Annotated in this window: 12 protein-coding genes and 1 pseudogene; 9 read left to right on the top strand and 4 right to left on the bottom strand. The window is 66.8% G+C overall.

Annotation, left to right across the window (positions count from 1 at the left end; translation table 11 throughout):
- The first annotated feature begins 62 nt into the window (after positions 1 to 62).
- The 8 genes from putA to yccS all read left to right on the top strand — a co-directional run bounded on the left by putA (position 63) and on the right by yccS (position 15,414).
- Entirely contained in the window at positions 63 to 4,016 is a 3,954-nt protein-coding gene (putA, locus tag FW760_RS14780) for a trifunctional transcriptional regulator/proline dehydrogenase/L-glutamate gamma-semialdehyde dehydrogenase (RefSeq protein ID WP_116052549.1), read from the top strand.
- 204 nt (positions 4,017 to 4,220) lie between these two features.
- The gene (locus tag FW760_RS14775) at positions 4,221 to 6,023 is read left to right on the top strand and encodes an acyl-CoA dehydrogenase (protein WP_116052546.1); all 1,803 of its coding nucleotides are present in this window, start codon (positions 4,221 to 4,223) and stop codon (positions 6,021 to 6,023) included.
- Between the two features lie 31 nt (positions 6,024 to 6,054).
- Positions 6,055 to 7,497: a TldD/PmbA family protein gene (locus tag FW760_RS14770; RefSeq protein WP_116052543.1), complete on the top strand. Its 1,443-nt coding sequence runs from the start codon at positions 6,055 to 6,057 to the stop codon at positions 7,495 to 7,497.
- On the top strand, positions 7,497 to 8,828 hold the full coding sequence (locus tag FW760_RS14765; protein WP_446443842.1) for a TldD/PmbA family protein: 1,332 nt from the start codon (positions 7,497 to 7,499) through the stop codon (positions 8,826 to 8,828). The genes FW760_RS14770 and FW760_RS14765 overlap by 1 nt, the downstream gene beginning before the upstream one ends.
- A 110-nt stretch (positions 8,829 to 8,938) precedes the next feature.
- Positions 8,939 to 10,366, top strand: a complete 1,428-nt coding sequence (mdtD, locus tag FW760_RS14760) for a multidrug transporter subunit MdtD (protein WP_043863589.1) — start codon at positions 8,939 to 8,941, stop codon at positions 10,364 to 10,366.
- 105 nt (positions 10,367 to 10,471) lie between these two features.
- A complete protein-coding gene (gene dbpA / locus FW760_RS14755) occupies positions 10,472 to 11,809 on the top strand; it encodes an ATP-dependent RNA helicase DbpA (RefSeq protein WP_229589801.1) in 1,338 nt (445 codons plus the stop codon).
- Positions 11,810 to 11,930: 121 nt separating this feature from the next.
- Entirely contained in the window at positions 11,931 to 13,112 is a 1,182-nt protein-coding gene (locus FW760_RS14750) for an NAD(P)/FAD-dependent oxidoreductase (protein WP_043863590.1), read from the top strand.
- 121 nt (positions 13,113 to 13,233) lie between these two features.
- Entirely contained in the window at positions 13,234 to 15,414 is a 2,181-nt protein-coding gene (gene yccS / locus FW760_RS14745; RefSeq protein ID WP_104573209.1) for a YccS family putative transporter, read from the top strand.
- On the opposite strand, the gene FW760_RS14740 is transcribed toward yccS, so the two are convergent.
- Positions 15,415 to 16,152 carry a substrate-binding periplasmic protein gene (locus FW760_RS14740; RefSeq protein ID WP_043863591.1) on the bottom strand — a complete coding sequence of 246 codons (738 nt, stop codon included), beginning with the start codon at positions 16,150 to 16,152 and terminating at the stop codon, positions 15,415 to 15,417. It lies immediately after the preceding gene.
- 242 nt (positions 16,153 to 16,394) lie between these two features.
- On the opposite strand from FW760_RS14740, the gene FW760_RS14735 reads away from it, so the two are divergent.
- The gene (locus FW760_RS14735; protein ID WP_043863592.1) at positions 16,395 to 16,847 is read left to right on the top strand and encodes a GNAT family N-acetyltransferase; all 453 of its coding nucleotides are present in this window, start codon (positions 16,395 to 16,397) and stop codon (positions 16,845 to 16,847) included.
- A 67-nt stretch (positions 16,848 to 16,914) separates the two neighbouring features.
- Here the strand turns inward: FW760_RS14735 and FW760_RS14730 are convergent, their stop codons facing one another.
- The 3 genes and pseudogenes from FW760_RS14730 to FW760_RS14720 all read right to left on the bottom strand — a co-directional run.
- The gene (locus tag FW760_RS14730) at positions 16,915 to 17,211 is read right to left on the bottom strand and encodes a winged helix-turn-helix domain-containing protein (RefSeq protein ID WP_043863593.1); all 297 of its coding nucleotides are present in this window, start codon (positions 17,209 to 17,211) and stop codon (positions 16,915 to 16,917) included.
- Positions 17,212 to 17,228: 17 nt separating this feature from the next.
- Positions 17,229 to 17,729 carry a YgjP-like metallopeptidase domain-containing protein gene (locus tag FW760_RS14725; RefSeq protein WP_043863594.1) on the bottom strand — a complete coding sequence of 167 codons (501 nt, stop codon included), beginning with the start codon at positions 17,727 to 17,729 and terminating at the stop codon, positions 17,229 to 17,231.
- 61 nt (positions 17,730 to 17,790) lie between these two features.
- A pseudogene (locus tag FW760_RS14720) lies at positions 17,791 to 19,899 on the bottom strand (putative bifunctional diguanylate cyclase/phosphodiesterase); the annotation flags it as partial.
- Positions 19,900 to 19,928: the final 29 nt, after the last annotated feature.

Raw genomic sequence — 19,928 nt, 5'->3', positions numbered from 1 at the left:
GGCGCCCGGCTAATCTTGGCGCCAGCTTAGCCACGGCCCAGTGGCAATAATGAGGATAAGAAATGGCGACGACCACCCTTGGGGTCAAACTCGACGACCCTACCCGCGAGCGACTGAAAACGGCTGCGCAGTCCATCGACCGCACCCCGCACTGGTTGATCAAGCAGGCGATCTTCAACTACCTGGAGAAGCTCGAGGGTGGCGCCACCCTGACCGAACTCAGCGGTCAGCCCGGCAATCAGGGCGACGACGCCGGCGATGTGCAGGCCGACCACTCGCACCAGTGCTTCCTCGAGTTCGCCGAAAGCATCCTGCCGCAGTCGGTGCTGCGCGCCTCGATCACCGCCGCCTACCGTCGTCCGGAACCGGAAGTGGTGCCGATGCTGCTGGAGCAGGCACGCCTGCCCGCGCCCATGGCCGAGGCCACCCACAAGCTGGCCGCCGGCATTGCCGAAAAGCTGCGCAACCAGAAGAGCGCCAGCGGCCGCGCCGGCATCGTCCAGGGCCTGCTGCAGGAGTTCTCGCTGTCGTCCCAGGAAGGCGTGGCGCTGATGTGCCTGGCCGAAGCCCTGCTGCGCATCCCCGACAAGGGCACCCGCGATGCGCTGATCCGCGACAAGATCAGCACCGGCAACTGGCAGCCGCACCTGGGCAACAGCCCGTCGCTGTTCGTCAACGCCGCCACCTGGGGCCTGCTGCTGACCGGCAAGCTGGTGTCCACGCACAACGAATCCGGCCTCACCTCCTCGCTCAGCCGCATCATCGGCAAGAGCGGCGAGCCGATGATCCGCAAGGGCGTCGACATGGCCATGCGCCTGATGGGCGAGCAGTTCGTCACCGGCGAGACCATTGCCGAAGCCCTGGCCAATGCCAGCAAGTTCGAAGCCAAGGGTTTCCGCTACTCCTACGACATGCTCGGTGAAGCCGCGCTCACCGAGCACGACGCGCAGAAATACCTGGCCTCCTACGAGCAGGCCATCCACGCCATCGGCAAGGCCTCCCATGGCCGCGGCATCTATGAAGGCCCTGGCATCTCGATCAAGCTCTCGGCCCTGCACCCGCGCTACAGCCGCGCCCAGTACGAGCGCGTGATGGACGAGCTGTACCCGCGCCTGCTGTCGCTGACCCTGCTGGCCAAGCAGTACGACATCGGCCTGAACATCGACGCCGAAGAGGCCGACCGCCTGGAGCTGTCGCTGGACCTGCTCGAACGCCTGTGCTTCGAGCCGCAGTTGAGCGGCTGGAACGGCATCGGCTTCGTGATCCAGGCCTACCAGAAGCGCTGCCCTTACGTGATCGACTACGTCATCGACCTGGCACGCCGCAGCCGTCACCGCCTGATGATCCGCCTGGTAAAGGGCGCGTACTGGGACAGCGAGATCAAGCGCGCCCAGGTCGAAGGCCTGGAAGGCTACCCGGTGTACACCCGCAAGGTGTACACCGACGTCTCCTACATCGCCTGCGCCCGCAAGCTGCTGTCGGTGCCCGAAGCCATCTACCCGCAGTTCGCCACGCACAACGCCCACACCCTGTCGGCCATCTACCATATCGCCGGGCAGAACTACTACCCGGGCCAGTACGAGTTCCAGTGCCTGCACGGCATGGGCGAGCCGCTGTACGAACAGGTGGTGGGCAAGGTGGCCGACGGCAAGCTGAACCGTCCGTGCCGCGTGTACGCCCCGGTCGGCACCCACGAAACGCTGCTGGCCTACCTGGTGCGTCGCCTGCTGGAAAACGGCGCCAACACCTCGTTCGTCAACCGCATCGCCGACCAGTCGATCTCGATCCAGGAACTGGTGGCCGACCCGGTCGCGACCATCGAGCGCATGGCCACCCAGGAAGGCGGCTTCGGCCTGCCGCACCCGCGCATCCCGTTGCCGCGTGACCTGTACGGTGCCGAGCGCGCCAACTCCAGCGGCATCGACATGGCCAACGAACACCGTCTGGCCTCGCTGTCGTGCGCCCTGCTGGCCACCGCGCACAACGACTGGAAGGCCGAGCCGATGCTCGGTTGCGCGTCCAGCGACGAAGCTGCCACACCGGTGCTGAACCCGTCCGACCACCGTGACGTGGTCGGCCACGTGCAGGAAGCCACCGTCGAGGACGCCGACAACGCCATCCAGTGCGCACTCAACGCCGCACCGATCTGGCAGGCCACCCCGCCGGCCGAGCGTGCCGCGATCCTGGAACGTGCCGCCGACCTGATGGAAGGCGAGATCCAGCCGCTGATGGGCCTGCTGGCCCGCGAAGCCGGCAAGACCTACGCCAACGCCATCGCCGAGGTGCGCGAAGCGGTCGACTTCCTGCGCTACTACGCGGTGCAGGCACGCAACGACTTCAGCAACGACGCCCACCGCCCGCTGGGCCCGGTGGTGTGCATCAGCCCGTGGAACTTCCCGCTGGCGATCTTCAGTGGCCAGGTGGCTGCAGCGCTCGCTGCCGGCAACCCGGTACTGGCCAAGCCTGCCGAGCAGACCCCGCTGGTGGCCGCCCAGGCCGTGCGCCTGCTGCTCGAGGCCGGCATCCCGCAAGGCGTGGTGCAACTGCTGCCGGGCCGTGGCGAGACCGTCGGTGCGCGCCTGGTAGGCGATGACCGGGTCAAGGGCGTGATGTTCACCGGTTCCACCGAAGTGGCGCGCCTGCTGCAACGCAACATTGCCGGCCGCCTGGACAGCCAGGGCCGTCCGATCCCGCTGATCGCCGAAACCGGTGGCCAGAACGCGATGATCGTCGACTCCTCGGCGCTGACCGAGCAGGTGGTCATCGACGTGGTCTCCTCGGCCTTCGACAGCGCCGGCCAGCGTTGCTCGGCCCTGCGCGTGCTGTGCCTGCAGGAAGACTCGGCCGACCGCGTGATCGAGATGCTCAAGGGCGCCATGGCCGAAAGCCGCCTGGGCAACCCGGAGCGCCTGAGCGTGGACATCGGCCCGGTGATCGACGCCGAGGCCAAGGCTGGCATCGAAAAACACATCCAGGGCATGCGCGACAAGGGTCGCAACGTGTATCAGGTGGCCATTGCCGACGGTGAAGAGATCAAGCGCGGCACCTTCGTGATGCCGACCCTGATCGAGCTGGAAAGCTTCGATGAACTGCAGCGTGAGATCTTCGGCCCCGTACTGCACGTGGTGCGCTACAACCGCAAGCACCTCGACCAGCTGATCGAGCAGATCAATGCATCCGGCTACGGCCTGACCCTGGGCGTGCACACCCGCATCGACGAGACCATCGCCAAGGTGATCGACAACGTCCATGCCGGCAACGTCTACGTCAACCGCAACATCGTCGGCGCCGTGGTCGGCGTGCAGCCGTTCGGCGGTGAAGGCCTGTCGGGGACCGGCCCCAAGGCCGGTGGCCCGCTGTACCTGTACCGTTTGCTGTCCACGCGCCCGGCCGATGCCATCGAGCAGTCGTTCCAGCGCAGCGACGCCGGTACTGCCCCGGACGCGCGTCTGCGCGAGCAGTTGCTCAAGCCGCTGCAATCGCTCAAGGCGTGGGCCGGCAGCAACCAGCAGGCCGAACTGGCGCAGCTGTGCGAGCAGTTCGCGCAGCAGTCGCAGAGCGGCGTCACCCGCCTGCTCAACGGCCCGACCGGCGAGCGCAACAGCTACACCATCCTGCCGCGCGAGCACGTGCTGTGCCTGGCCGAGTCGGAGGCTGATCTGCTGACTCAACTGGCAGCGGTACTGGCGGTGGGCAGCTCGGCAGTGTTCGTCGACGGCGAGCCGGGCAAGGGCTTGCGTGGGCGCTTGCCGAAGGATGTGCAGGCGCGCATCAAGCTGGTGAGCGACTGGGCCAAGGACGAGGTGGTGTTCGACGCGGTGCTGCATCACGGCCATTCGGACCAGCTGCGCGCAGTGTGCGAGCAGGTGGCCAAGCGTGCCGGTGCGATCGTGGGTGTGCAGGGCTTGTCGTCGGGTGAAACCGCGATTGCGCTGGAGCGCCTGGTGATCGAGCGTGCGTTGAGCGTGAACACCGCCGCAGCGGGCGGCAATGCCAGCCTGATGACCATCGGCTAACCACCGACGCGTTGCCAATCGCGGGTCAAGCCCGCCCCCACAGGATCGATGCAGATTCTTGTGGGGGCCGGCCTGGCCCGCGATTTTTTTTGCGGACACACACCTGACAACGGTTCTGACCCCTCATCACCCCCACCTATTAACCTGTCCACCTCCCGCCCGCATGCCTAGACTCGGCCCCATCCCCACCAAGGTATGGCCGCCATGTCCGACACCCTGCTCAGCGCCCGCAACCTGGCCTTCGAACTCTACGAAGTGCTTGACGCCGAGGCCCTCACCCAACGCCCACGCTTCGCCGAGCACAGCCGCGAAACCTTCGATGCCGCGCTGCACACCGCTCGCACCCTGGCCGAAAAATACTTCGCCCCGCACAACCGCAAGGGCGACGAGCACGAGCCACGCTTCGAGAACGGCCAGGCCATCCTGATCCCCGAGGTCAAACCTGCCGTCGACGCCTTCCTCGACGCCGGATTTCTCAACGCCAATCGCGACTTCGAGGCCGGCGGCATGCAGTTGCCCACCCTGCTCTCGCAAGCCTGCTTCGCCCACTTTCAGGCCGCCAACGCCGGCACCACCGCCTACCCGTTCCTGACCATGGGCGCCGCCAACCTGATCGAGAACTTCGGCACCGACGAGCAAAAGCGCCTGTTCCTGCAACCGATGATCGAGGGCCGCTTCTTCGGCACCATGGCCCTCACCGAACCCCACGCCGGCAGCTCGCTGGCCGATATCCGCACCCGCGCCGAACCCGCCGCCGACGGCAGCTTCCGCCTCAAGGGCAACAAGATCTTCATCTCCGGGGGCGATCACACGCTGTCCGAGAACATCGTGCACCTGGTACTGGCCAAACTCCCCGACGCACCACCCGGGGTAAAGGGCATTTCGCTGTTCATCGTGCCCAAGTTCCTGGTCAACCCGGACGCCAGCCTGGGCCAGCGCAACGATGTGGTGCTGGCCGGCCTGTTCCACAAGATGGGCTGGCGCGGCACCACCTCCACCGCACTCAACTTCGGCGACAACGACCAGTGCGTCGGCTACCTGATCGGCCAGCCGCACCAGGGCCTGGCCTGCATGTTCCAGATGATGAACGAGGCGCGCATCGGCGTGGGCATGGGCGCGGTGATGCTCGGCTACGCCGGCTACCTGTACTCGCTGGACTACGCCCGCCAGCGCCCGCAAGGCCGCCTGCCCGACAACAAGAACCCCGCCACCGCCGCCGTGCCGATCATCCAGCACAGCGATGTGAAACGCATGCTGCTGACCCAGAAGGCCTACGTCGAAGGCGCTTTCGACCTGGGCCTGTACGCCGCCCGGCTGTTCGACGACAGCCATACCGCCGCCACCGAAGACGAGCGCCAGCAGGCCCAGCAACTGCTCGACCTGCTGACACCGATCGTCAAGTCGTGGCCGTCCGAGTTCTGCCTCAAGGCCAATGAGCTGGCGATCCAGATCCTCGGTGGCCACGGCTACACCCGCGATTACCCGGTAGAGCAGTACTACCGCGACAACCGCCTGAACCCGATCCACGAAGGCACCCACGGCATCCAGTCACTCGACCTGCTCGGGCGCAAGCTGGCCCAGCACGGTGGCGCCGGCCTCAAGCAACTGGTACGCCTGATCGCCGGCACCTGCGCCCAGGCCCAGGCCTACACCCGCCTGGACCCGTTGCGCGAACCGCTGGAACAACTGCTCAGCCGCCTGCAGCACGTGACCCTGGGCCTGCTTGGCGAGTTGTCCACAGGCCAGGTCAACAGCGCCCTGGCCAACTCGGCGCTGTACCTCAAGGCCTTCGGTCACTGCGTGATCGGCTGGCGCTGGCTGGAGCAGGCGATTCGCGCCGAACAGGGCCTGGCCCGCGGCAACCCGGCCGATACCGGGTTCTATCGGGGCAAGTTGCAGGCCGCACGGTTTTTCCTCACCTGGGAAGTACCGGCCTGCCATAATGACCTCGCATTGCTCGAGGCCCGCGACGACACCTGCCCGGGCATGCACGAGGAGTGGTTCTGAGGGGGAACCACCGTCACCCGGAGGTTCGCGCATGTTCGATTTCACCGCGCCGCTGCGCCAGCGTTTCGCTGGCCTGAACAGCGGCGCCGAGTTTTTCTCCCTGCGCTATGTGCAGGAAGCCCACCAGCACCTGTCGGTGCGCAAGAACATCGCCGAACCACCCAGCCTGACCCGCGACCAGGGCGCGATGCTCACCGTGCGCGTCAACGGCGTGGAGGCCTACGCGGCCACCGCCGACCTGTCCCAGGCCGGCCTGCAACGCGCCCTTGACCAGGCCGAGGCGCTGGCCCGCCAGATCGCGCGCCACGCCCTGCTCGACCTGCGCGAGCAACCGGTGTCCAGCGCCCGCGCCGACTACTGCTCGCCCAACCTCAACAGCACCTTCCCGGCCCTGGCCGACTGCTATGAACTGCTGGCCCGCGAATCGGCCAGCATGCCGGGCGATTCGCGCCTGGTGAACTGGCAGGCCAGCCTGGGCCTGAGCACGGTCGAGCAGATCTACCTCAACAGTGCCGGCGCCGAACTGCGCCAGGCGCAACGCTTCGTGTTCCCCGGCATGAGCGTCACCGCCTTCGACGGCAGCGACAGCCAGAGCCGCAGCCTGGGCCGCGAGAACTTCGGCCAGCAGGGCGGCGTGGATGTGATCGAGCGCTGCGGCCTGCTCGGTGCCGGGGCCCAGGTGGCTGACCAGGCCCTACAACTGCTGCTGGCGCCCAACACCCCGAGCGGGGTACGCGACCTGCTGCTGATGCCCGACCAGATGATGCTGCAGATCCACGAGTCCATCGGCCACCCGCTGGAGATGGACCGCATCCTGGGCGACGAGCGCAACTACGCCGGCACCAGCTTCATCAAGGCCCAGGACTTCGGCCACCTGCAGTACGGCTCGGCACTGCTCAACGTGACCTTCGACCCGGCCATCCCCGAAGAGCTGGCCAGCTACGCGCACGATGACGACGGCACCCCGGCCCACAAGCAGTTCCTGATTCGCGAGGGTGCACTGGTGCGCCCGCTGGGCGGTGCGCTGTCACAGTTCCGCTCGGGCCTGGACGGCGTGGCCAACAGCCGCGCCTGCGGCTGGAACCGCGCACCGATCGACCGCATGGCCAACCTCAACATCGAGCCGGGCGACAAGTCCCTGGCGCAACTGATCGGCGGCATCGAGCACGGCATCCTGATGCGCACCAACCGCTCGTGGTCCATCGACGATGCGCGCAACAAGTTCCAGTTCGGCTGCGAATGGGGCCAGTTGATCGAGCACGGCGAACTCAAGGGCGTGGTCAAGAACCCCAACTACCGCGGTATTTCCGCCGGTTTCTGGCGCAACCTCAGCGCCGTGGGCGACGCCAGTACCTTCCAGGTGCTCGGCACGCCCAACTGCGGCAAGGGCGAACCCAACCAGGTGGTGCGCGTGGGCCATGCCTCGCCGGCCTGCGTGTTCAGCCAGATCGACGTATTCGGAGGAGACGCCTGATGGCCGCCAGCCCTTTGCACAACTTCCAGGACCTGGTCGCATGGCTGCGCGACAACGTGCGCGCCCCCGAACAGTTCACCCTGAGCTACAGCGCCGAGCAGTCGCAATTCATCCGATTCAACCATGCCAGGGTGCGCCAGGCCGGCGACGTGCAACAGGCCGGTGCGAGTCTGAAGCTGATTGCCGACGGTCGCCAGGCCGACCTGCACCTGACCCTCAGCGGCGAGCCGGCGCTGGACCGCGAGCGCCTGCACCAGGCACTGGCCGAGCTGCGCCAGATCCTGCCGCTGATCCCTGCCGACCCGTACCTGTTGCTCAACGACAGTGCCTGGCACAGCCATCAGGTACAGGACGGCCCGCTGCCGGATACCGCACGGGTGCTCGAGCAGATCGAACACGGCGCCGGCGCGCTGGACCTGGTGGGCATCTATGCCGCCGGGCCGATCAGTCGCGGCTTTGCCAGTTCGTTCGGCGCCTCTGGCTGGCATCAGGCCAACAGCTTCAATTTCGACTTCAGCCTGTTCCACGCCAACGGCCAGGCGGTGAAGGCCAACTACGCCGGGCAGGTGTGGGACAACGCCGCGTTCGCCCGGCGCCTGGCCCAGGCCCGCGAGCAGCTGGAGTACCTGGGTCGTCCACTCAAGACCCTCGCCCCCGGCCAGTACCGCGCCTACCTGGCACCGGCAGCGATGGACGAAATCATGGGCATGCTGTGCTGGGGCGGTTTTTCGGCGCAGGCCATCGCCAGCAAGGACAGCCCGCTGCAACGCCTGTATGCCGGCGATGCGGCATTGAGCCCGCTGGTGAACATCACCGAACAGGTCAGCGGCTCGCTGAGCTCGGCGTTCTCCGGCGAAGGCTACCCACGCAGCGACGTGCAACTGGTGGACGCAGGGCAGGCGCGCGAACAGCTGACCAATGCGCGCAGCGCCGCCGAGTTCGAGCAGGTCGCCAATGGCGCCGAGGCCCACGAGTGGCCGAGCGCCTTGAGCCTGGCCGCCGGCGAGCTGGCGCTGGATGAGGTGCTCGCCAGGCTGGGTACGGGCCTGTACATCAGCAACCTGTGGTACCTGAACTACTCCGACCTGCCGGCGGCGCGCATGACCGGGCTGACGCGCTTTGCGACATTCTGGGTCGAGGACGGTCAGATCCAGGCGCCGGTCAGCACCATGCGCTTCGACGACAGCGTGTGCAGCCTGCTCGGCTCGCAGCTGGAGGCGCTCACGACCGAGCGCGAGCTGATCCTGTCGACCAGCACCTACGGACAGCGCCAGACCAGTTCGAGCCATTTGCCGGGGGCGCTGGTCAAACGCCTGACGCTGACATTGTGATGCCGCCATCGCGGGTCAAGCCCGCTCCCACAGGGATCACCGCCGCCCCTGTGGGAGCTGCGGTTCGACGCTTCGACTTGCCCGCGAAGGGGCCCTCAAGGACATAGAGCATGCCCAACCGCACCCCGCTGGACCCCGTCACCGCCCGCTGGATTCCCTGGGTGGTGGCCATCGCCTTCTTCATGCAGTCGCTGGACGGCACCATCCTCAACACCGCGCTGCCGGCCATGGCCCGCGACCTGGCGGAAAACCCGCTGCGCATGCAGTCGGTGATCATCGCCTACATGCTCACCGTGGCCCTGCTGATCCCGGCCTCGGGCTGGATCGCCGACCGCTTCGGCACCAAGCGCATCTTCTTCAGCGCGATCCTGCTGTTCAGCATCGGCTCGCTGCTGTGTGCACTGTCCAACAGCCTCGGCATGCTGGTCGGTGCCCGCGTGATCCAGGGCCTGGGCGGCGCGCTGATGCTGCCGGTGGGGCGCCTGGTGGTGCTGCGCGCCTACCCGCGCACCGAACTGGTGCGCATCATGAGCTTCATCACCATCCCCGGCCTGCTCGGCCCGCTGCTGGGCCCGACCATGGGCGGCTGGCTGGTGGAGTACCTGAGCTGGCACTGGATCTTCCTGCTCAACCTGCCGGTCGGCGCGCTGGGCTGCTACGCGGTGTGGAAGTTCATCCCCGACCTGCGCGGCTCCGAGCGCACACGCTTCGACGGCGTGGGCTTTGTGCTGTTCGGCGCCGCGATGGTACTGATCACCATCGCCATGGAGGGCCTGGGCGAGCTGCACCTGCCGCACCTGCGCGTGATGCTGCTGCTGTTCGCCGGCATGGCGTGCCTGGCCGCCTACTGGCTGCGCGCCGGCAGCATCGACAACCCGCTGTTCTCGCCCCGGCTGTTTCGCACCCGTACCTTCTCGGTGGGCATCCTCGGCAACCTGTTCGCCCGCCTGGGCAGCGGCGCACTGCCGTTTCTGGTGCCGTTGCTGCTGCAGGTGGCGCTGGGCTATTCGCCGTCCCAGGCCGGCATGAGCATGATCCCGCTGGCCGCCTCGGCGATGGTCGCCAAGTCCATCGCCCGGCCGCTGATCGAGCGCCTGGGCTACCGCACCATCCTCACCGGCAACACCCTGCTGCTGGGCGTGCTGCTGTGCAGCCTGGGGCTGGTCAACGAACACACCCCGTATGCCCTGCTGCTGGTGCAACTGGGGCTGCTGGGGGCGGTGAACTCGCTGCAGTTCACGGCGATGAACACCGTGACCCTGATCGACCTGGACGACGCCAGCGCCAGCAGCGGCAACAGCCTGCTGTCGGTGGTGGCGCAGCTCTCGCTGAGCCTGGGTGTGGCCTGCGCCGGCGCACTGCTGGGCGGCTTTACCGGCGCCGGCAGCGGCGATGGGGTGGAGACCACGCTGGGCGCGTTCCAGCTGACCTTCCTGACCATCGGCCTGATGTCGATGCTGGCGGCGGCGATCTTCATGCAGCTGTCCAGGGCGGACGGAAGGCGTGCCCGTCGTCCGGAACCGGAGATCGAGGCTTAGGGCTAATGGCCACGAGGCTGGTACACTGCGCGACATTTTGTTTTGCAGGCCCGCCTCGTGACCACCATTGCCACCGAATTCGCCACCTTGCCGCTGTCCGCCGCCATGCTGGCCAACCTGGACGCCCTCGGCTACGCCCAGATGACCCCGATCCAGGCCCAGAGCCTGCCGGTGATCCTCAAGGGCATGGACCTGATCGCCCAGGCCAAGACCGGCAGCGGCAAGACTGCCGCGTTCGGCATCGGCCTGCTCAACCCGATCAACCCGCGCTACTTCGGCTGCCAGGCCCTGGTGCTGTGCCCCACCCGCGAGCTGGCCGACCAGGTGGCCAAGGAGCTGCGCCGTCTGGCCCGCTCCGAAGACAACATCAAGATCCTGACCCTGTGCGGCGGCGTGTCCCTGGGCCCGCAGATCGCCTCGCTGGAACACGGCGCGCACATCATCGTCGGCACCCCGGGCCGCGTGCAGCAGCACCTGCGCAAGGGCACCCTGGTGCTCGACGGGCTCAACACCCTGGTGCTCGACGAAGCCGACCGCATGCTCGACATGGGCTTCTACGACGCCATCGCCGACATCCTCGGGCAAACCCCGGAGCGTCGCCAGACCCTGCTGTTCTCGGCCACCTACCCGGCCGGCATCAAGCAGCTGTCGGCCGCATTCATGCGCAACCCGCAGCAGGTCAAGGCCGAGTCGCTGCATGCCGACACGCAGATCGAGCAGCGCTTCTACGAGATCTCGCCCGAGCAGCGCATGGACGCGGTGACTACCCTGCTGGCGCACTTTCGTCCGCAGTCGTGCGTGGCGTTCTGCTTCACCAAGCAGCAGTGCCAGGAAGTGGTCGATCACCTCAAGGCCAAGGGCATCGCCGCCGAGTCGCTGCATGGCGACCTGGAGCAGCGCGACCGTGACCAGGTGCTGACCCTGTTCGCCAACCGCAGCACCTCGGTGCTGGTGGCCACCGACGTGGCCGCGCGCGGGCTGGATATCGACGCGCTGGACATGGTCATCAACGTGGAGCTGGCGCGGGACTCGGAAATTCACGTGCACCGCGTGGGCCGTACCGGGCGTGCCGGCGAGAAGGGCCTGGCGGCGAGCCTGGTGGCCCCGTCCGAAGCGCACCGCGCCCAGGCCATCGAGCAGCTGCAGAAGGCGCCCCTGCGCTGGGAGCAGATCGACAGCCTCAAACCCCAGGCCGGCGGCCCGCTGGTGCCGACCATGAGCACGCTGTGCATCGGTGCCGGGCGCAAGGACAAGCTGCGGCCGGGCGACATCCTGGGTGCGCTGACCGGTGATGCCGGCATCCCGGGCACCCAGGTGGGCAAGATCGCGATCTTCGATTTCCAGGCCTTCGTGGCGGTGGAACGCGGCGTGGCCAAGCAGGCGCTGCAGCGGCTCAACAGCGGCAAGATCAAGGGGCGCTCGCTGCGGGTTCGCATCGTCTGAGTCGTTTATCGCCTATCAGGGCCTCATCGCGGGTCAAGCCCGCTCCCACAAGGACTTGCGTACCTCCTGTGGGAGCGGGCTTGACCCGCGATAGCTTCAACACCTATTTGAGGATTTTGCAGTGCGTTCCACCGAAGTGATCATCATCGGCGCTGGCGCCGCCGGCCTGATGTGCGCCATCCACGCCGCCAACCGCGGCCGCCAGGTGCTGCTGCTGGACCATGCCAACAAGCCCGGCAAGAAGATCCTGATGTCCGGTGGCGGGCGCTGCAACTTCACCAACCTGTACACCGAGCCGGCCAACTTCCTCTCGCACAACCCGCACTTCTGCAAGTCGGCCCTGGCCCGCTACACCCAGTGGGACTTCATCGAGATGGTCGGCAAGCACGCCGTGCCCTATCACGAGAAAAAACTCGGCCAGCTGTTCTGCGACAACAAGTCCAGCGACATCCTCGACATGCTGCTCAGCGAGCTCCAGAGCGCCGGCGCCGAGCTGCGCATGGACACGCGCATCGAGCAGATCGAAAAGCTCGAGCATGGCTACCTGCTCGAAACCAGCATGGGCACGCTGCAATGCCAGTCGCTGGTGATCGCCACCGGCGGCCTGTCGATCCCGACTTTGGGTGCCACCGGTTTCGGCTACCAGGTGGCCCGCCAGTTCGGCCACACCCTGCTGCCGACCCGCGCCGGGCTGGTGCCCTTCACCATCACCGAGCCGCAGCTCAAGGCCATGTGCACCGAGCTGTCGGGCACCTCGGTGGACTGCGTGGCCAGCTGCAACGGCACCAGCTTTCGCGAGAACCTGCTGTTCACCCACCGTGGCCTCAGCGGCCCGGCGATCCTGCAGGTGTCGTCGTTCTGGCACAGCGGCGACAGCGTCGAGATCAACCTGCTGCCCGAGCATGACGCCCTCGCCTGGCTGCAACAGCAACAGGCCGAACGCCCCAACAGCGAACTCAAGACCCTGCTTGGCGAGGTCTTCACCAAGAAGATGGCCAACCTGCTGGCCGAGCACTGGTTCGTGTCCCGGCCGATGAAGCAGTACACCCCGGCCGAACTGGCCGAGGTCGCCGACAAACTGGCGGCCTGGCAGGTGGTGCCGGCCGGCACCGAGGGCTATCGCACCGCCGAAGTCACCCTGGGCGGGGTCGACACCCGCGAAGTGTCGTCCAAGACCCTGGAGTCGCTGAAAAGCCCCGGCCTGTATTTCGTGGGCGAAGTGCTGGACGTCAGCGGGCACCTGGGCGGGTTCAATTTCCAGTGGGCCTGGGCATCGGCCTACGCGGCCGCGCAGTTCGTCTAACCTTCGCGTTAGAATCGCGCATCACGGAACAAATTTTGCTGGTACGTGACCACGGTGACAGTTCGCTGCCACCGTGACCGGCTCAATTTCGATCATCGCCAAGCAGGCCTGCCGCCCTATCATGTCATCGTCTTCCTTGCGTCACTCGCTGCGTCGTTTGTGGGCCCTGGACAAGTTCAGCTACAGCATCCGGGTATTGATCGCGCTGACCGGCAGCATGGCGCTGTGCTGGTACCAGGACGAGATGGGGCTGCTGATCCCGCTGTTCCTGGGCATCATCGCCAGCGCCCTGGCCGAGACCGACGACAGCTGGCAGGGCCGGCTCAACGCCCTGGCCGTGACCCTGGTGTGCTTCACCGTCGCTGCGCTGTCGGTGGAGCTGCTGTTCCCCTACCCGATCCTCTTCGGCTGCGCCCTGGCGCTGGCGGCGTTCGCGCTGACCATGCTCGGCGCGCTGGGCGAGCGCTACGGCGCCATCGCCTCGGCCACACTGATCCTGTCGGTGTACACCATGATCGGCGTGGACCAGCGCGGCGGCCAGGTCACCGACTTCTGGCACGAGCCCTTGCTGCTGGTGGCAGGCGCCGCCTGGTACGGATTGCTGTCGGTGCTGTGGCAGGCGCTGTTCTCCAACCAGCCGGTGCAGCAGAGCCTGGCGCGGCTGTTTCGCGAACTGGGCCGCTACCTCAAGCTCAAGGCCACCCTGTTCGAGCCCATCCGCCAGCTGGACGTGGAGGCCCGCCGCCTGGAACTGGCCCAGCAGAACGGCAAGGTGGTGGCCGCCCTCAACGCCGCCAAGGAAATCATCCTGCACCGCGTGGGCAATGGCCGCCCCGGCTCCAAGGTGAGCCGCTACCTGAAGCTGTACTTTCTGGCCCAGGACATCCACGAGCGCGCCAGTTCCTCGCACTACCCCTACAACGCTCTCACCGAGGCGTTCTTCCACAGCGACGTGCTGTTTCGCTGCCAACGCCTGCTGCGCCAGCAGGGCAAGGCGTGCGTGCAGTTGTCCGAGTCGATCCAGCTGCGCCAGCCGTTCGTCTACGACACCAGCTTCGCCGCCGCACTGGAAGACCTGCACGCCTCGCTCGAGCACCTGCGCATCCAGAGCAACCCGGCCTGGCGTGGCCTGCTGCGCTCGCTGCGGGCGCTGGCGGCGAACCTGGCAACCCTCGACCGCCTGCTCGGCGATGCCAGCAACCCCGACAACCTGGCCGACAACAGCGACTCGAGCCTGCTCGACCGCTCGCCGCGCAGCCTCAAGGATGTGTGGAGCCGCCTGCGCCAGCACCTCACGCCGACCTCGCTGATCTTTCGCCACGCCCTGCGCCTGCCGCTGGCGCTGTCGGTCGGCTACGGCATGGTGCACCTGATCCACCCCACCCAGGGCTACTGGATCATCCTCACCACGTTGTTCGTGTGCCAGCCCAGCTATGGCGCCACCCGGCGCAAGCTGGTGCAGCGGATCATCGGCACCGCCATCGGCCTGACCGTGGGCTGGGCGCTGTTCGACCTGTTCCCCAGCGCGATCATCCAGTCGCTGTTCGCGGTGGCCGCCGGGGTGGTGTTCTTCGTCAACCGCACCACCCGCTACACCCTGGCCACGGCGGCGATCACGCTGATGGTGCTGTTCTGCTTCAACCAGATCGGCGACGGCTACGGTCTGTTCCTGCCGCGCCTGTTCGACACCCTGGTGGGCAGCCTGATCGCGATCCTGGCGGTGTTCCTGTTCCTGCCCGACTGGCAGGGCCGTCGGTTGAACAAGGTGCTGGCCAACACCCTGAGCTGCAACAGCACCTACCTGCGCCAGATCATGCAGCAGTACGCCCAGGGCAAGAGCGACGACCTGGCCTACCGCCTGGCCCGGCGCAACGCGCACAACGCCGACGCGGCGCTGTCGACCACGCTGGCCAACATGCTCATGGAGCCGGGGCATTTTCGCAAAGAGGCCGACGTGGGCTTTCGCTTCCTGGTGCTCTCGCACACCCTGCTCAGTTACCTCTCCGGGCTGGGTGCACACCGTGACAGCGCACTGGCACCCGAGGCCCACGAGCAGTTGATCGACGGCGCGGGTGCCAGCCTGGCCGCCAGCCTCGACGAAATCGCCACTGGCCTTGCCAGCAAGACCCCGGTGGCGATCCACAGCGACGCCGAGGAAGCCCTGGCGGCGAGCCTTGAGCAGATGCCCGAGGAAATGGACGAGAACCAGCGCCTGGTGCAGACCCAGCTGGCACTGATCTGCCGCCAGCTGGGCCCGCTGCGCACCCTGGCCGCGCACCTGATCAAGGACACCCCGGCCTGACTACAGGCCGTAGTCCTTGAGCAACCGGGCATAGCTGCCATCGGCCTTCATGGCGGCGATGGCCTTGTCGAAGCCGGCCACGATCTGGGCATGCTGCGGATGCCTGAGGCTGACCAGGATGTGCAGGCTGTTCTCGCTCACCGGCTTGCCGAAGAACTGCACGCGGTTGCGCACGTTCGCGCTTTCACGCTGCAGGTAGTAGCGCGCCACGTATTCGTCCTCCAGGGTCAGGCGCACCCGCCCGGCAGCCAGCATGCCCACCGCCACCGAAAAGTCGCGCACCGGCACCTTCTGCAGACGCCCGTCATTGTCGAATTCGGCCGCATAGGCATAGTCGCGCACCACCGCGATGGCGTGCGGGTAGAGATCGCTCAGGGTATCGAAACGCAGCACGTCGCCCTTGCGTTTGAGCAGCCGCACGCGGTTGCTCAGGTAGCCTTGGGAGAAGGCCCCGATGCGGGTACGCGCATCGCTCTGCCAGGCGTTGATCAGCACATCGTAGCGGCCCTCGCCGATGCCCAGCAGCGCGCGTGCCCACGGCGCCTGCTCGAACTCGCTGGCAAACCCGGCACGCTCCAGGGCGGTGGTGACAAGGGCGGTGGCCAGCCCGCCCCTGGGTAGGCGGGCGTCGGTGAAGGGGGGCCAGGCATCGGCCACCAGCCGCAGTTTTTCGGCCTGGGCCGACTGGGCACAGAGCAGCAATCCAAGCAAACCCAAGGCTCGAAGCAGTGGCCGCATGCTCAAATCCCTTAGCGGATCGGGTCCGCGTTCTTGTTGAGTGGCATGAGATTTCTGTTGGCGCAAAGCTAGGCTGCACGGCCAGATTACACAAAGATTCCGGTATCGGGCAGTGCCGTGTGATAGCTAATTGCCTCTATTTTTGCCGATTCCGCGCCGACTTGATCCATGGCAATTCGCGACCTTCGCCCTGAGGTGCTCGGCGTGGTTATGATCGGGGCATTACACAGGAGAGAAACGCGATGAGCATCGACTGGATCTGCAAGCATCACACCGACCTTGGCAAGCAACAGCTGTACGCGCTGCTGACGCTGCGCATCGAGGTGTTCGTGGTGGAGCAGAAATGCCCGTACCTGGAAATCGATGGCCAGGACCTAGAGGGCGACACCTGCCACCTGATGGCCTGGCGCGATGGCGAGCTGGTGGCGTACCTGCGCCTGCTGGACCCCGAGTCACAGGGCGGCGACGTGGTGATCGGGCGGGTGGTGATTGCGCCGTCGGCGCGGGGCGAGGGGCTGGGGCATGCACTGATGGTGCAGGGGCTGGCGCAGGCCGAGAAGCACTGGCCAGGGGTGCCGGTGTACCTGTCCGCACAGGCGCACCTGCAGGCCTACTATGCGCGGCACGGGTTCGAGGTGGCCGGGGAGGCGTATCTGGAGGATGGCATCCCGCACATCGGCATGCGCCGGGGCTAGACGCTTCGCCGGCAAGGCCGGCTCCTACAGGGGTAGGTGCAGGGCCGGGCTTGCCGGCGGAGGGGCTTCAGGGGTAGCCCAGCACCTGGCGGATACTGCGCAGATGCTGGGTGATCCACTGCTTGTCGATCGCGCCCCAGTCACGTATCCGGTAATGCCCGGCATGGTTGCGCGCGCCTTCCTGCTGCTCGAACTCGCACACGATGTCCAGGTCGGCCAGCGCCGCGATGGTGTCCTGCGCCGTGCGCCGCGGCATGCCGGTGGCCTCCATCAGCGCCGGCACGCTGCTGGCGGTACGGCTGTCGATCAGCCACGCCACGTACAGGCGACGATAGAAACTGGTCTTGGTCTTGCTCACTTCCATTGGCAATTCCCTTTCGCTCACTGGGCGCCGGACAGGTCGCGCCAGGTCAGGTAGATGCGCAGGTCGAACTCCAGTTGATGGTAGCCCGGCTGCATGTATTCGCAGAGTTGGTAGAACGCCTTGTTGTGGTCGCTCTCCTTGAGGTGCGCCAGTTCGTGCACCACGATCATCTTCAGAAACTGCGGCGCCGCGTCCTTGAACAGCGAGGCGATGCGGATTTCCTTCTTGGCCTTGAGCTTGCCGCCCTGCACGCGCGATACCGCAGTGTGCAGGCCCAGCGCACGGTGGGTGAGATCAAGGCGATTGTCGAACAGCACCTTGTCCAGGTTCGGCGCATTGCGCAGGTGCTCCTGCTTCAGGGCCTGGGCATAGGCATACAGCGCCTTGTCGCTCTGTACCGCATGGCGCTCGGGGTAGCGCTGGCGCAGGTAGTCACCCAGACGGTTCTGGGCAATCATCTGGCGCACCTGGTCTTGCAGGGCAGGCGGATAGGCTTGCAGGTACTTGAGTACGGTCATGGGCACGGGGCATTGCAGGCAAAGGCGTCAGTGTACTCAATTCCCCGGCCGCCTCGTTGCGCCAGTCGAAAAAAGCCGGGAAATCACCGGCGCGCTGCGCCGTCAGGGGCCGTGCCACCAGAAAGCCCTGGGCATAGGCGCAACCGTTTGCCAGCAGCCACTGCGCCTGCTCCCGCGTCTCGACGCCCTCGGCCACCACACACACGCCATAGTCGCGGCACAGGCCGATGACACTGCGGACCAGCGCCGCGTCCGCCGCCGAACCGGGCAGGCGCGCCACCAGGTGCCGGTCGAGCTTGAGCGTGTCGATGGGCAGGTCGCGCAGCAGGCGCAGCGAGCACTCTCCGGCGCCGAAATCGTCCAGCGCCACCCGCACGCCCAGCTCGCGCAGCCTGCGCAACTGACGCAGCGCGATGTCGAGGTTGGCGGCCAGCGAGGTTTCCGCCACCTCCACCTCAAGCTGGGCCGGGCGCAGGCCATGGCTGGCGATCACCCGCCCCAGTTCCTCGACCAGGTTGGGCATGGCGAACTGCACGCGGCTGAGGCTGATGCTCAGCACCAGGTCCGGCTCGAACCGAGCCTCCCAGGCGCGCCGCTGCGCCGCACCCTGGGTGTAGATCCAGCTGGCCAGCCGCGAGACCAGCCTGGCCTCCTCCAGCAACGGCAGGAACAACCCCGGCGGCACATCGCCGACACTGGGGTGCTGCCAGCGCAACAACGCCTCGAACCCGCGCAGGCGACCATCGGCAAACGCCACCTGCGGCTGATACACCAGGCTGAAGTCGTGCCGCTCGATCGCGTCGCGCACACTGTCTTCGAGCATCAGGCGCGAGCGAGCACGACCGTTGAGCTCCTGGTCGTAGTAGCGGTATTGCTGGCGGCCGGCCTGCTTGGCGGCATACATGGCCGCGTCCGCCGCACGCAGCAGGCCGTCCAGGTGCGGCCCGCAGTCGGAGTAGGTGGCGATGCCGATGCTCACGCCAAGCGTCACCTCCAGGCCATCGATCTGCTGGCAGATGGACATGCGCTCGATCAGCTTTTCGGCAAAGCGCGCCGCCTGCTCCGGGTATTCCAGGGTATCGAGCAAGGCCGTGAACTCGTCGCCGCCCATACGCCCGAGGATCGCGTAGGCGCCCAGGCATTCCTTGAGCTGTTCGCCCACCCAGTGCAGCACGCGGTCGCCGGCCGCATGGCCGAGCGAGTCGTTGATCCGTTTGAAACCGTCAAGGTCCATGTACATCAAGGCCTGGGCCTTGTCGGAATGCTCGCTGCGCAGCAGCGCAGCTTCGGCGGCCTGGCAGAACCCGCGGCGGTTGAGCAGCCCGGTCAGCGGGTCGGTAACAGCCTGGAACTCCAGCTGCTGGTGCAGGTTGCGCACCACCGACATGTCCAGCACCGTCACCACCATCGCCCGCTGCTCGCCGGGCAGCGCCGCGCACGACAGCGCCACCGGCAGCGGCAACCCGGAGGCGGTGAGCAGCACGGCGTCGTGCAGGCGGTAGATATCGCGCTCCTGGTAGGCCTGGTAGAACGCCGAGTCGCGCCACCGGGTTGGCACGGGCGACTGCACGAAGCCCAGCAGGTCTGCGCCCTGCAATTGCTCCACCGGGGCCTGGAGCAGGCGCGAGATGGCCGGGTTGGCAAAGCGGATGCGACCGTCCTCGGCCACCACCAGGATGCCTTCGGCGGCGTTGTCCAGCACCGAGGCGTTGAATGCGCGCTCGGCCTCCAGGTCGCGGCTCAGGCGCTGCAAGGCACGCCGGTTGCGCTGCTGGTCGAGCAGGGCCTGGACCTTGGGCTTGAGAATGTGCGGGTCGAATGGCTTGAACAGGTAGTCCACCGCGCCACTGGCATAGCCCTTGAGCACGGCCGCCTGGGACTGTTCGTTGGCGGTCAGGAAGATGATCGGGGTCAGGCAGGTGCGCTGGCTGCCGCGCATCAGGCGCGCGACTTCGAAGCCGTCCATACCGGGCATCTGCACATCCAGCAGCACCAGGTCCACCTCATGCTCGAGCAGCGTGCTCAGGGCTTCGGTACCGGAGCTTGCGGTCAGCACATGCCAGTCCTCACGCGCAAGCAAGGCTTGCAGGCTGATCAGGTTTTCCGGGTAGTCATCGACGATCAGTAAAACCGAACCGCTGTCGTGAGTGTGAGGGTGCGCGCAATCCATGCTGCTTCTCTTGTGTAACGACGCCAGAT

The organism is Pseudomonas sp. 1176_21, assembly GCF_052850635.1.
This window is presented reverse-complemented; position numbering and strand designations above follow the sequence as displayed.